We start from the raw sequence: 13,462 nt of genomic DNA on the forward strand, positions 1-13,462 counted from the left end.
TTTGACGGGTCTAGATGTTGATCGTAATATATGATGAATATCATATGGCCGGCTAGCGATTGGCTTCGCGCGCTGGGAGGTGCGGCAGGCGCATATGGCATAGCGCTATCGACCCCCCGCCTCAAACGGCAAAAGACTCCACAACGGAAAGGACAGCACATGACGTTCAAGGCACTGCTCGCCAGCAAGACCGGCGACACCATTTCAACCAGCCTGGTCGACTTCAAGGACGAGGAGCTGATGCCGGGCGACGTCACCGTCGCGGTCGAGTACTCGACGGTGAACTACAAGGACGCGATGGCGCTCAGTGGCCGGTCACCGGTCATTCGCCAGTTTCCGCTGATTCCGGGCATCGACTTTGCCGGTGTCGTCGAGTCGTCGACCTATCCCGGCCTCGTCGCTGGCGACCGTGTGCTGGCGAACGGCTGGGGACTGAGTCAGACGCACCACGGCGGCTTCGCGCAGAAGGCGCGGGTGAGCGGTGATTGGCTGGTCAAGGTCCCGGAAGTCTTTTCGACCCGGGATGCCATGGCCATCGGCACCGCCGGGTACACCGCCATGTTGTCCGTGCTGGCGCTGGAACATGGCGGCCTGACGCCCGCGCATGGCGACATTCTGGTGACCGGCGCCAATGGAGGCTCCGGTTCCGTGGCGATCGCGCTGCTGTCGGGCCTGGGCTTTCGCGTGATCGCATCGACCGGTCGCCTCGAGGAAGCCGCCTACCTGCGTGCGCTGGGCGCGGCGGACATCATCGACCGCAACACCCTGTCCCAGGCGGGCGCACCGATCGCCAAGGAGCGATGGGCCGGAGCCATCGATTCGGTCGGCAGCCATACGCTGGCGAACGTCCTGGCGCAGACCCGGTATCGCGGCGTGGTCGCAGCCTTCGGCCTCGCACAGGGCGCGGATCTGCCGGCATCCGTCCTGCCCTTCATCCTGCGCAACGTCACCCTCGCCGGTATCGACTCGGTCAATGCGCCGCAGCCTGTGCGGCTGCAGGCGTGGTCGCGCCTGGCCAGCGACCTGGATCTGGACAAGCTTGCACGGACCACCAAGGTGATTGGCCTGGCAGAGGTTCCTGAAGTCGCCAGCCAAGTACTCGCAGGGAAGATTCAGGGGCGCACCATCGTCGACGTGAACGCCTGACCGCCGCGCATGCCCTACTTCGACACCTCCACCCGATCGATCGATGTCGACGGGACTGCATTCGCGTACCGCGACCTGGGGCCGCGCAGTGGCGTGCCGCTCGGGTCCTTGACGCCGCGGTTCGCGTCGCGGGTGGCGACTCAAGTGCTCGGCAAGCCGTTCGCGCTGGCTGGGCTCTCGCGATACTGTGTTGGAGTCGACCCGTAACGCTGCTTGAACTCGCGAGCGAAGTGCGCTTGCGTGGAGAAGCCGCAGTCCAATGCGATGTCGCCGATCGACGTGGAGGCGTGAGCGGCGTCGGCGAGCTTCCGTTGCGCCAAGGCAAGGCGCTCCTGCCAGATCCACTGCGTAACGCTGCGCTCGTACTTCTCGAACATTCGGTTCAGATTTCGCAACGACATTGCCACGTGCTTTGCAACGGCTTCGGCGTCGAGTTCGCGATTCCCCAGGTGTTCGGCGATGAATCGCTCGGCCCTTAAGAGTCGCAGAGCGTTGACATCATCGCCTCGAGGCGTGTCATGTGCCGACGGGCGAAGCAGCATCCGCAACCTTGCGCGAATCTCCTCATGCAAGGCTGGAGCGGTGTCGGCAAGCGGGCGGTCTATGAAACCAATGATCCTGTCTCGCAATGGCTGTGTGAGCAACTGTCCTGCACGAAGGCTGCCATCGATCTTGAGGAACGAAGCGCGCGAAATGTCGTCGCCGGACTCGAACAGTTCGTCTGCCTTGATGTCGATCATCAACTGGCGCATCGGACGCGTGAACCCGTACAGGTACGGCTTCTCCGTGCTGTAGATGATGAGGTCTCCGCTGTGGACAAGGTCACAGCGGCCAGATTGGTAAAAGAACGCCTCGCCTTCCAACAGCAGACAGGCAAAGAGCGAATTCTTCGGGTAGCGACGCACGATGGGCATCGTGCGTTCCACAACGTGTTCGTTCCCGACGATGTCTGCAATGCGGAGTGCGCCAAGGTCGAAATTTCGCTGCCGCGCGTTGAGACCTTCTTCGGCATAGGAAGAACAGCGCAGGCCGACCAGTTCGGACGCGGTATACGACTCCCAATAGCGCAGGCGCTCTCCTGCCGGTGCGAACTCCGTTGCGCCTTCCCTGAAGGGAACGCAACGCCCCTTCCCAGCGGCGATGGATTGCATGATGCTGACGGTAAGTCGACTGCAGTACAGGAGCGTACAGAGGTTCTCGAATCAATCTTATCTTTCGAGCGGCTGCAACGCGTGGCTGCCCGATCAGGGGAATCCCTGAGGGCATGCTGATTGTCCTGATCAGGCAAACAGCCCGTCCTGCCTGGAACAGCGCCCGCGTTCGTTTGCAGACAAAGTCGTGCTCCCCACACCTGTTTGTACGGAGACGACGATGATTGCGGAAACCGAGTTCTGGCGGGGCATTCCCCCGATCGCTGATGTTTTCAAGCCGGACGCCAAGCCGGAGGTGCACATCCCCAACGCGGCGACGGACGACCTGCGCTACTACGTGCCCTTCAGCGAAACCGTGTCTTCCCGCCCGCTGTGGATCTCACCCAGCGAGAACAAATGGGCCGATGTGCTGCGCTCCGACAAGCCGGGCCTGGTGAACCGCCACTACCATCCGCACGAGGTCTTCGCGTACACGATTTCGGGCAAATGGGGTTATCTCGAACACGACTGGATCGCGACGGCCGGTGACTTCGTGTACGAGACGCCGGGTGAAGGACATACGCTGGTCTCGTATGAACATCCCGATCCAATGCGGGTGTTCTTCATCGTGAAGGGACCTCTGATCTGGCTCGACGAGAAGGGCGGGTCCACCGGCCACTTCGACGTGCATGACTACATTCAGATGTGCCGCGAGCACTATGAAAAGGTCGGCATCGGCGCCGGGTACGTGGACACCCTGTTCCGCTGAGCGCCATGAAGGCACTGCGTTGGCACGGACCCCGCGATCTGCGACTGGTAGACCTGGTGGACTCCGCGTTGCAGCCTGGCGAGGTGCGCGTCCGAGTTGCCTACTGCGGCATCTGCGGGAGCGATCTGCATGAGTACGTCGATGGACCTCATGCAATTCCCGTCGACTGCGCACATCCCATCTCGGGTCGACGCGCACCGCTGACGCTAGGGCACGAATTCTGCGGCACGGTGGTCGAATCGGCTGCCCTGGAGATTCGGGTCGGCGCGCGCGTCGCCATCGAGCCCGAATACCGCTGCGGCACGTGCGACTACTGTCGCCAAGGACAGTACAACCGCTGCATCTCCATGGGATTCGTCGGCCTCATGGGCGATGGAGCGCTCGCCGAGACGGTCGTGGTGCCGGCGTACACCGTCCATGACCTTCCCGACGAAGTGCGCTTTGATCAGGCCGCTGTACTCGAGCCGGCCGCCGTTGCGCTGCACGCTGTACGGACAAGTGGGCTGCGGCCGGGCGATGCCTGCGCGGTATTCGGCATGGGGCCGGTAGGCCTTCTGACCGTTGCCATGCTGCGCCAGTGCGGCGCGGGCGAGATCATCGCGGTGGATGTTCAAGCGGGACGGCTGGGCCTTGCCGGCGCGATGGGTGCCAGCAAGATCGTGGACGCTTCGCGCGAGGACAGCGCCAGTGCGGTCTTCGGGGCGACCTCGGGCAAAGGGGCTGCCATCGCGTTCGAAGTTGCGGGCTTGCAGGCCACGATCGACTCAACGCTCGCGTGTCTCCGAAAAGGTGGAGAGGCGGTGCTCGTCGGCCTGATGGGCAAGGCTCAGATCGACATCTTCGACATCGTCAATCGAGAGTTGCGGCTGACGACAAGCGTTGGCTACAGGGACGTCTTCCCGCCGTTGATTGCATGGACGGCCAAAGGCCTCATCGATCCGTCCGTGATCGTGACCCGGAAAGTGACGCTCACGCAGGCCGTACCCCAGGGATTCGAGGCCCTGATTTCCGACAAGGACCAAGTGAAAGTCCTGGTTGCCCCAAATGGAGAGGATGTGAGATGACTTTTGCACCGACGCTTTTCGAAGGGCGCTGCGCGCTCGTCATAGGCGGGACTTCGGGTATTGGCGCTGGCACTGCGCTGCGCCTGGCGGACCTCGGGGCGACCGTCCTGGCCGCCGGCTTGAGGGCCGATGGGGAGCACGCACCGATGCACGACCGGGTCCGCTGCGTCGAACTCGATGTGACCGATGGGCCGGCACTGCATGCCATGCTGTCGAAGGAGGGCTCGATCGACATTCTGGTCAACTGTGCCGGCATCAGCCGCGACCGGGCGGAATATGAGTTGGATGTGTTTGAGCACGTGCTGGATGTCAACCTCACGTCGATCATGCGCGCCTGCAATGCCGCCGTGCCCGCGCTGATCCGTTCCCGCGGCTGCGTCGTCAATGTCGCCTCGATGTTCAGCACCTTCGGCAGCGCGGATCGCCCTGCCTACGCGGCAAGCAAGGGCGGCGTGGTCCAACTGACCAAGTCATTGGCCCAAAGCTATGCCCCCGCGAAGGTTCGAGTGAATGCTGTTGCGCCGGGCTGGATCGCGACACCGTTGTCCGAGGCACTTGGTCGCGACGAGGACGCCAGCCGGCGAATTCTGGATCGGACGCCGCTCGGCCATTGGGGAGAGCCGTCCGACGTGGCCGACGCCATCGTCTTTCTTTGCTCGCCCGCTGCCCGGTACATCACCGGCGTCACCCTGCCCGTGGACGGCGGATACCTGACCGTCTGAACGAAGAGGTGCATCGGAATCGTGGCGCCGAAAGTTGAACGGAAGGCCCTCGCGCTGTCCCTCGATGTCCCTTCAAGGCTCCATAGGTAAGAGCAAGGGTGAATGACCAGACAGAAACACAGAGCACATTGCCGACGCCAGAGCCTTCAGGCTGGAGGGCACTGGAGCTGGTGCGCGTGATGCGATAGAGAGAGTGGGCTTGCCCGGCCGCGTCATACTTGCCTCCTCACGACAAGAAGGAAATCCATGTCAGCAGGCGGTTTTCACGTGCACGGCCCGCACGACCACGAACTCGAGCACGCTGGTGCGCACGGCGACGCTGATTCGCCCCCCCATTCCACGGACTCGGGCCGCAAGAGCATGACCAGCCAGATCGCGGTTTGCACCGCTGTCATTGCCACAGTGGGCGCGATCTTCGCGTACATGGGCGGCCTCACCCAAGCCAATGCGGGCCTCTACAAGAACAACGCCGGCATGAAGAAGACCGAGGCGTCCAACCAGTGGAACTACTTTCAGTCGAAAAGTACCAAGCAGGCGCTCGCCGAGTTCGCGCGCGACACATCGCCCGATGACCGCAGGCAAGGCTGGCAGGCGAAGGTGTCGCGGTACGAGCAAGAGAAAGCTGAAATCCTGTTGGTCGCGCAAAAGCTGGAGGTGGAGGCTAACGATTGGGATCAAAAATCGGAGGTGCAAATGCACCAGCATCACCGCTGGGCGCAGGCGACCACGGCGTTGCAGGTCTCCATCGCCTTGGCTGCCATGGCGTTGCTGACAAGAAAAAAGTGGTTGGAGTGGGGCATGCTCGCGGTAGCTGGCGTCGGCTTGGTCGTTGGCGCTCTTGCAGCGCTGCACATCTGACCGCGCGAGCTCGTATTAGCTGGTTGCGACGAGCTGCCGCAGTCGGCGAGCGGACAGCCGCTGACCATTGCGCAGGAAGCTACGACTGGAGCGACAAGTAAGCACAGCTGCACCGAGAAAAGGCGCCCTGGTGCCTTTCGATGTGGACGTGGCAAAGCACTATGGCCGTCATAGATAAAGCGTTTGCCCTATTCGTCCACGCAGCGCCAGAATGCACGGCTCTCAATCAAAAGATCTGGAGATTCCCATGACCGAGATTCAAGCGGAAGCCAAATGCCCCGTCCACCATGCAGTGGGTCGCGGCACAGCCAATCACCACTGGTGGCCCAACCAGTTGCGGGTCGACCTGCTTCACCAGCATTCCTCCAAGTCCGATCCGATGGGCAAGGACTTCGACTACGCGAAGGAGTTCGAGAGCCTCGACTACGAGTCGCTGAAGAAGGATCTTCGGGCGCTGATGACGGACTCCAAGGACTGGTGGCCGGCCGATTTTGGCCACTACGGGCCTCTTTTCATCCGCATGGCCTGGCACAGCGCAGGTACCTACCGTACCGGCGACGGGCGTGGCGGCGGCGGCCGGGGCCAGCAACGCTTTGCGCCGCTCAACAGCTGGCCCGACAACGTCAACCTCGACAAGGCCCGGCGCCTGTTGTGGCCGATCAAACAGAAGTACGGCCGCAAGATCTCGTGGGCCGACCTGATGATCCTGACCGGCAATGTAGCCCTGGAGTCGATGGGCTTCAAGACCTTCGGCTTCGGCGGCGGCCGCCCGGACACGTGGGAACCCGACCAGGACGTCTACTGGGGCAACGAGACAACCTGGCTCGAAGACAAGAGGTACACCGGCGACCGCGAGCTGGAGAACCCTCTCGGGGCTGTTCAGATGGGTCTGATCTATGTCAACCCCGAAGGTCCGAACGCCAACGGCGACCCGGTCTCGGCGGCGCGGGACATCCGCGAGACTTTCGCCCGCATGGCGATGAACGACGAGGAAACCGTCGCCCTGATCGCCGGCGGTCACACCTTTGGCAAGACCCACGGCGCGGGTCCAGCAACCCTCGTTGGCTCGGCGCCTGAAGCAAATGACCTGGAAGAAATGGGCATGGGCTGGAAGAGCACCCATGGCAGCGGCATCGCCGGCGACGCCATCGGCAGCGGCCTGGAAGTCACCTGGACCCAGCAGCCGACGAAGTGGACCAACCTCTTCTTCGAGAACCTGTTCAAGTTCGAATGGGAGCCGACCAAGAGCCCGGCCGGTGCTGGACAGTGGCAGGCCAAGGGCGCACCGGCGGACATTCCGCATGCGCACGATTCGTCAAAGAAGCGCGTGCCGACCATGCTGACCACCGACCTCTCGCTGCGCTTCGATCCAGCCTACGAAAAGATCTCCCGGCGCTTCCTCGAGCACCCCGAGCAGTTCGCCGACGCCTTCGCGCGCGCCTGGTTCAAGCTGACGCATCGCGACATGGGTCCGCGCTCGCGCTACCTCGGCCCGGAAGTGCCGAAGGAAGAGCTGATCTGGCAGGACCCGATCCCGAAGGTCGATCATCCCCTGATCGACGACAAGGATGCCGCGGCGCTCAAGGCCAAGATCCTGGGCTCGGGCCTGTCGGTCACCGACCTGGTACTGGTGGCCTGGGCGTCGGCCTCCACTTACCGCGGCTCCGACATGCGCGGCGGCGCCGACGGCGCCCGCATCCGCCTGGCGCCACAGAAGGACTGGGAAGTCAACGAGCCGGCCAGGCTCGCCAAGGTGCTCCAGGCGCTGGAAGGCATCCAGGGCGAGTTCAACAAGGCGCAATCGGGTGGAAAGAAGATCTCGATGGCCGACCTGATCGTGCTGGCCGGCTGCGCCGGCGTCGAACAGGGCGCCAAGAACGCAGGTCATGGCGCGACGGTGCCCTTCACCCCCGGCCGCATGGATGCGTCGCAGGCGCAAACCGACGTGGAGGCCATGAAGGTGCTCGAGCCCGTGGCCGACGGGTTCCGCAACTACCTGAAGAAGGACTATGCGATTCCCGCCGACGCGCTGCTGATCGACAAGGCCCAACTGCTGACGCTGACAGCGCCCGAGATGACGGTGCTGGTGGGCGGCATGCGCGCGCTGGGCGCCAACGTCGGTGCCACCAAGCACGGCATTTTCAGCCAGAAGGAGCACGCGCTGACCAACGAGTTCTTCGTGCGCCTGCTCGACCTGGACACCACCTGGAAGGCTGCGCCCGGCGAGAACAACCTGTACGAGGGTGTCGACCGCACGACGGGCGAGCGCAAGGGCAGCGCGACACGCGTGGACCTGTCTATCGGCTCCAATTCAGTGCTGCGCGCTCTGGCCGAGGTCTACGGCAGTTCGGACGCGCAGGAGAAGTTCGTGAAGGACTTCATCGCGGCATGGACCAAGGTAATGAACCTTGGTCGGTTCGACAGGGTCTAGGCAATCCTCGTGGAGGCCGATTCGATGTAGCTCCAGGCAGTCGGCGTTGCGAGCGCTTGGCGACGCCACTGCATGCAATGCCGTGGCGTCGGGCCTTCGCCAACCAATTGACGCCGCTACGCCTATGCAGCCAAGCGCGCAGGAGACAACGATGACGGCCAGCTACGTACAAATACAAAGCGCCCAGGCGGATATTGACCTCTGGGACGGGTTGATCGCCGATCAAAACGCCCTCGTCGGCGTCATGATGCAGAAGATGTCCCAAGTCGGATGCCTGGATGCAGCATGGCTCGACGAGCGAATCACGGAAGCGGAAAGTATCGAGAACCGCTTGGTTGTCGGACTTGACCGCGCCCAGCGCCGATTGCGGGCATTGATCTAGACGCCCGGGACAAACCGGGTAACCTGCGCCGATGAGCATCCTCGTTGGCACGGCTTCCTGGACTGACAAGACGCTGATGGCGTGCGGTCGCTTCTACCCGAAGGAGGCGAAGACCTCCGAGGCGCGCCTGCGCTACTACGCATCGATCTTCCGCCTGGTCGAAGTCGACTCGAGCTTCTACGGCATTCCAGCACCAGCCAACGCAAAGCTCTGGGCCGAGCGCACGCCCGAGGCTTTCACCTTCAATGTGAAGGCCTTCCGGCTGTTCACCGGCCACCAGACCGATCCCAAGGTGCTGCACAGGGACATCCAGCAGACCCTGGCCACCCCCAAGACCCTCTACTACCGCGACACGCCGCCCGAGATCAGCGTCGAGCTGTGGCGGCGCTTTCGCGAGGCCATCGCGCCGCTCAGGCAGGCGGGCAAGCTCGGGCTGGTGCACTTCCAGTATCCGCCGTGGCTCGTCTGCAACCGCGAGGGACATGCGCATGTGGCGCATTGCGTCGAGCAGATGACGGGTCACACGGTCAGCATCGAGTTCCGGCACCGGTCATGGCTGGACGAAGCGCATCGCGCCGGCACGATCGAGTTCCTGCGCAGGCTCGGTGCCGTGCACACCATCGTCGACGGCCCGCAAGGCTTCGCCAACAGCGTGCCGCTGCTGGCGGAGGCAACGAACCCCGACTTCGCGCTGGTGCGCCTGCATGGGCGCAATGTCGACACCTACAACATCAAGGGCGCGGAGTCAGCGGCCGAGCGATTCGACTACGACTATCCCGACCAGGAGCTGCGCGAGATCATGATGGAGGTAGTGCGGCTCGCCAGCAAGGCACGCAACACGCACATCGTCTTCAACAACTGCGACGAAGACAAGGGCCAGCGCAATGGCATAACGTTCATGAAGATGCTGCTGGCGCACGGATGACGAACTCCGTCGCTTGCGCCACGATTGCAGGTAGCGGACGAGACCTTCAAGGGCTCCGCGGCTGCAACGGGACGCGCTTGCGCACCGCACTGGAGAGCACGAGCGACGTGCTCACCGAGCCGTGTGCGGCAAGCGCATCCACCACGCGCTCCAGATCCTGCGGTTCGGCGAAGGCGCAGCGCACGATGAAGCAGTCTTCCCCGGTCACACGATCGGCTTCCAGCACTTCGGGCATCTTCTCGAAGAGCCTGATGTAGCTCTTGATGTGCTCGTGCGTGGTGCGCACGCGGACGATGGCCTGCAATGCCAGGCCGAGCGAGCGCAGGTTGATCCTCGCACCATAGCCCTCGATCACGCCGCCCTCCTCCAGTTTGCGAACGCGCTCGCTCATCGCCGGCTGCGACAGCCCGATGCGCTTGCCGAGCGCCGCCAGGCTCTGCCGTGCATCGGCTTGCAGCGCCTCCAGGATGAGCCTGTCTTTCTTGTCCAGTTCCACGCACCCTCCCTCGTGTCGTGTGGCCATGAAACCGATGATCCAAAGGTTTTATGGCGCGTTTTCCGATGCCTTGCCCTTCAGCGGCAGGGCGTCCTTGCCTATCGTCACCTGCTCCTTCACCAAAGTACAAGCCCCATGACGAAAGAGTCGATTCTCATCCTGCCGGGCATCGGCAATTCGGGCCGCGGGCACTGGCAGACCCGCTGGCAGGAACTGCTTCCCCACACCCGGCGGGTGGAGCAGCAGGACTGGAACCATCCCGTGTGCGGCGTGTGGGTCGCAGCGCTCGAAGCCGCGGTGCGCAGCAGCGAGCCGCACGTCGTACTGGTGGCGCACAGCCTGGCGTGTCTCCAGTTGGCGCATTGGGCCGCGTCGACGCGCTGCCGCATTCGAGGCGCCTTGCTGGTGGCCGTCCCGGACCCCGAAGGCGACGCCTTTCCGCCCGAAGCGATCGGCTTCTCACCCCTGCCGCTCGGGCGCTTCGCCTTTCCGAGCATCGTCGTCGCCAGCAGCAACGACCCCTACGGCAGCATCGACCACACGCGCCGCTGCGCCGGCGCCTGGGGAAGCCGGCTCGTCGAGATCGGTGCGGCCGGGCACATCAATGCGGGCAGCGGACTTGGGGCATGGGTGCAGGGACAGGCGCTGCTTTCGGAGCTCCTGTCGCGCTAGCCATGCACGCGGCGAGGGCCCGGTACACGGCGAGAAGTATCGTTTCATGGATGTCTCCTTCTTGTTCTGCATCACCGGGCCATCAGGTCGTGGCTGGCTGGCGCGCCAGCACCTGCAGCAGATTCCTGGCGGCGCCGATGCCCATGTTCACGTAGGCATCGCTGGTCACGCCACCGATGTGGGGACTCAGTACGAAGTTCTTTTCACCCTGGAACGGATGGCCGGCCGTCATCGGCTCGACCGCGAAGCTGTCGAGCCCAGCCATTGCAACCTGGCCTGAACGTACTGCGCTCAGCAGCGCGGCTTCATCGATCAGCCCGCCGCGCGCCGTGTTGACGATGACGACGCCACGCTTGCACTGAGCCAGCGTGGCTGCATTGAGCAGCCCGCGGTTGTCGTCCGTCAGCGGGCAGTGCAGCGAGATCGCATCGGACTCGTGCCAGATCGTCGGCAAGTCGACGCGTTCCACGTACGTCGGCAAGTTTTTCGCGAACGGATCGAACCCGATCACGCGCATGCCGAGCGCATCGGCCATGCGCGCAAACCGCAGTCCGATCGCGCCCAGGCCGACCAAACCGATGGTGCGCCCCCCGAGTTCAAGGCTCTTGTGCGTGGCCTTGTCCCAATGACCGGCGTGCATTCGCGCATCCAGGGCCACGACCGACTTGGCGCACGCCAGCAGGAGTGCCAGCGCCTGCTCGGCCACTGCCGCGGCATTGGCGCCGGCTGCCGCCACCACGTCGATGCCGCGCGCCTGCGCCGCCACCTTGTCGATGGTATCGGTGCCGCTGCCGTGCTTGGAGATCACGCGCAGCGACGGCGCTGCGTCCATCACGGCGCTGCCGACCTTGCCGTAGCGCACGATGATGGCCGCTGGATCATGTGCATGGCAAAGCGCCACCAGGTCGTCTTCTGTCGGCGTCTTGCCGGCATAGATGACATCGTGACCCACCAGCAGCGCGAGCGCCTGCGGCGCGAGGTCGGCGCCCGTGACGAGGATCGCGCTCACAGCGTTTCCCCTTCCTTGAGGACACCGGCCGTCCGGAGGGCGGCGTCGAGCCATTTCGCAGCGGTATCGCCGGTCTTTATCGCCGCGATACGTGCGGCTTCATCCTTCACCTTCTTGGCCGCGAGCGGCAGCAGCTCTTCGATCTTCTCGCGCTCGACCACCACGACGCCATCGCCGTCGGCGATCACGAAGTCGCCAGCGTGCACGGTCACACCGCCGATGGAAACCGGGTGGCCGATGCGGCCGCCGATGTTCTTAGTAGGCCCGTTCGGGTTGGTGCCGACGCTGAACACCGGGTAGTCCATTTCATCGATCTCGATGCTGTCGCGACAGGCGCCATCCATCACCACACCGGCAATGCCCAGTTGCTTGCAGGCCGTCATCATGATGGTGCCCATCAGCGCCGAGGTCTGGTCGCCCTTGCCGTCGATGACGAGAACGTCACCTGGCTTGGCCATTGCAATGGCGGCGTGGATCATCAGGTTGTCGCCCGGCCTCACTTCGACGGTCAAAGCGGTGCCGGCGAGCTTCATGCGCGGCCGCAGCGCCTTGATGCGGCCATCCACGGCGCCGCGGCGGCCGGCCACGTCGGCCAGGATGGCGGGCTGCAATTGCGCGGCCTGCGCCACGATGTGCGCAGGCACGCGCTCGAAGTCGCGAATGATGTCGGGACGGTTGGAAGACATGGCGTTCTTTCGGATGTGAGAGGAGGAACGGAAGCCGGTCAGTCGACCTTGGCGCCGGACTCTTTGACGATCGGGCCCCAACGGCCGATGTCATCGCGAATCAGCTTGGCGAATTGCTCGGGCGTTCCACCGAGCGCATCGGCACCCTGGCTGGCCAGCTTCTTCCTGACTTCCGGATCCTGCAGCGCCTTGTTGAATGCGCCGTTCAGCTTGGTGACCACGTCCTTCGGCAGGCCCGCCGGCCCGGCGACTCCGAACCAGGTGACGGCTTCAAAGCCCTTGAAGCCGGATTCCGAAACGGTAGGGATGGACGGCAGGTCAGCCGTGCGCTTGGGCGAGGTCACGGTGATGGCGCGCATCTTCCCGCTCCTGATGTAGCCGATCAGCGTGGGCACCGACGACATGTACATCTGGATCTGCCCGCCGATCAGGTCGGTCGAACCTTGCGCTGCGCCCTTGTAGGGAACATGCGTGAACTTGACTGCTGCCGTCTTTTGAAACAGCTCGGTCGCAAGGTGCGCGACCGTACCGCTGCCGGAACTGGCGTAGTTCAGCGACTCGGGCTTGGCCTTGGCAGCGGCCACCACGTCGGCGAGCGTCTTGTACGGCGAGTCTGCCGCGACCACGAGGACGAGCGGCGCACTTGCAACCTCGACAACCGGCGTCAGATCCTTCTGCGGGTCGTATGGCAGCTTTGCGTAGAGCGTGGGGTTGATCGCCAGGTTGCTGGTCTGGCCCAGCACCAGCGTGTAGCCGTCGGCGGGCGCCTTGGCCGCGGCATCCACTCCGAGGTTGCCACCGGAGCCGGGCTTGTTGTCGATGATGATTGACCAGCCGTTGCTGACGGCCACCTTGTTCGCAACCTCACGCGCAATCAGATCGGTACCGCCGCCGGCGGGGAAGGGAACGATCAGCTTGATCGGGCGCGACGGATACGCCTGTGCGGATGCCGGTGCTTGGGCCATGAGTGCCGCCCCGGCAAGCAGCGTGGTGGCGGCGATGCCGGCGAGGCGGCACGAAGCCGCGCGGGTGAGGGCGCGATGTTGCATGTACTTGTCTCCAGTTTGGCCCGCCTTGCTCGATTGCGGGCGGTGCGTCAGTGGAGGCAAGTATTCGACTTGGGGTCTATTCAGTCCAATCGATACTTTTTGAAGATCGATAGATTGGACTTT

Annotated in this window: 14 protein-coding genes; 9 read left to right on the plus strand and 5 right to left on the minus strand. The window is 63.8% G+C overall.

Annotation, left to right across the window (positions count from 1 at the left end; genetic code table 11):
• Positions 1-159: 159 nt before the first annotated feature.
• Positions 160-1,146 (plus strand): acrylyl-CoA reductase (NADPH), encoded by a 987-nt coding sequence (gene acuI / locus QTI05_RS02615; protein WP_286622799.1) that lies wholly within the window; start codon positions 160-162, stop codon positions 1,144-1,146.
• Between the two features lie 140 nt (positions 1,147-1,286).
• On the opposite strand, the gene QTI05_RS02620 is transcribed toward acuI, so the two are convergent.
• Entirely contained in the window at positions 1,287-2,297 is a 1,011-nt protein-coding gene (locus QTI05_RS02620; RefSeq protein WP_286622800.1) for a helix-turn-helix domain-containing protein, read from the minus strand.
• A gap of 220 nt (positions 2,298-2,517) precedes the next feature.
• Here QTI05_RS02620 and QTI05_RS02625 point away from each other — a divergent pair, with 220 nt between their 5' ends.
• The 7 genes from QTI05_RS02625 (at position 2,518) to QTI05_RS02655 (ending at position 9,427) form a co-directional block, all read left to right on the plus strand.
• Positions 2,518-3,045, plus strand: coding sequence for a 2,4'-dihydroxyacetophenone dioxygenase family protein (locus tag QTI05_RS02625; protein ID WP_286622801.1), 528 nt, complete (start codon positions 2,518-2,520; stop codon positions 3,043-3,045).
• Between the two features lie 5 nt (positions 3,046-3,050).
• Positions 3,051-4,109: a 2,3-butanediol dehydrogenase gene (locus tag QTI05_RS02630; protein WP_286622802.1), complete on the plus strand. Its 1,059-nt coding sequence runs from the start codon at positions 3,051-3,053 to the stop codon at positions 4,107-4,109.
• Positions 4,106-4,831, plus strand: a complete 726-nt coding sequence (locus QTI05_RS02635) for an SDR family NAD(P)-dependent oxidoreductase (protein WP_286622803.1) — start codon at positions 4,106-4,108, stop codon at positions 4,829-4,831. The genes QTI05_RS02630 and QTI05_RS02635 overlap by 4 nt, the downstream gene beginning before the upstream one ends.
• A 246-nt stretch (positions 4,832-5,077) precedes the next feature.
• Positions 5,078-5,689, plus strand: coding sequence for a DUF4337 domain-containing protein (locus tag QTI05_RS02640; protein WP_286622804.1), 612 nt, complete (start codon positions 5,078-5,080; stop codon positions 5,687-5,689).
• A 256-nt stretch (positions 5,690-5,945) separates the two neighbouring features.
• Positions 5,946-8,120 (plus strand): catalase/peroxidase HPI, encoded by a 2,175-nt coding sequence (gene katG / locus QTI05_RS02645; RefSeq protein WP_286623335.1) that lies wholly within the window; start codon positions 5,946-5,948, stop codon positions 8,118-8,120.
• A 151-nt stretch (positions 8,121-8,271) separates the two neighbouring features.
• Positions 8,272-8,502: a hypothetical protein gene (locus tag QTI05_RS02650; RefSeq protein WP_286622805.1), complete on the plus strand. Its 231-nt coding sequence runs from the start codon at positions 8,272-8,274 to the stop codon at positions 8,500-8,502.
• A gap of 31 nt (positions 8,503-8,533) precedes the next feature.
• A complete protein-coding gene (locus QTI05_RS02655; RefSeq protein ID WP_286622806.1) occupies positions 8,534-9,427 on the plus strand; it encodes a DUF72 domain-containing protein in 894 nt (297 codons plus the stop codon).
• A gap of 46 nt (positions 9,428-9,473) precedes the next feature.
• Here QTI05_RS02655 and QTI05_RS02660 read toward each other — a convergent pair whose 3' ends face one another.
• Positions 9,474-9,923 (minus strand): Lrp/AsnC family transcriptional regulator, encoded by a 450-nt coding sequence (locus QTI05_RS02660; RefSeq protein WP_286542151.1) that lies wholly within the window; start codon positions 9,921-9,923, stop codon positions 9,474-9,476.
• A 135-nt stretch (positions 9,924-10,058) separates the two neighbouring features.
• On the opposite strand from QTI05_RS02660, the gene QTI05_RS02665 reads away from it, so the two are divergent.
• Complete coding sequence (locus tag QTI05_RS02665; RefSeq protein ID WP_286622807.1) at positions 10,059-10,595, plus strand: RBBP9/YdeN family alpha/beta hydrolase; 537 nt, start codon at positions 10,059-10,061, stop codon at positions 10,593-10,595.
• Between the two features lie 82 nt (positions 10,596-10,677).
• Here the strand turns inward: QTI05_RS02665 and QTI05_RS02670 are convergent, their stop codons facing one another.
• The 3 genes from QTI05_RS02670 to QTI05_RS02680 are packed head-to-tail and all read right to left on the minus strand — an operon-like array spanning position 10,678 to position 13,339.
• Positions 10,678-11,604 carry an NAD(P)-dependent oxidoreductase gene (locus tag QTI05_RS02670; protein ID WP_286622808.1) on the minus strand — a complete coding sequence of 309 codons (927 nt, stop codon included), beginning with the start codon at positions 11,602-11,604 and terminating at the stop codon, positions 10,678-10,680.
• Positions 11,601-12,290, minus strand: a complete 690-nt coding sequence (locus QTI05_RS02675; RefSeq protein ID WP_286542148.1) for an RraA family protein — start codon at positions 12,288-12,290, stop codon at positions 11,601-11,603. Before QTI05_RS02675 ends, QTI05_RS02670 begins: the two co-directional genes overlap by 4 nt.
• Before the next feature lie 38 nt (positions 12,291-12,328).
• Positions 12,329-13,339 (minus strand): Bug family tripartite tricarboxylate transporter substrate binding protein, encoded by a 1,011-nt coding sequence (locus QTI05_RS02680; protein ID WP_444812857.1) that lies wholly within the window; start codon positions 13,337-13,339, stop codon positions 12,329-12,331.
• Positions 13,340-13,462: the final 123 nt, after the last annotated feature.

It is taken from the genome of Variovorax fucosicus (genome assembly GCF_030316825.1).
Lineage (GTDB): Bacteria > Pseudomonadota > Gammaproteobacteria > Burkholderiales > Burkholderiaceae_C > Variovorax > Variovorax fucosicus.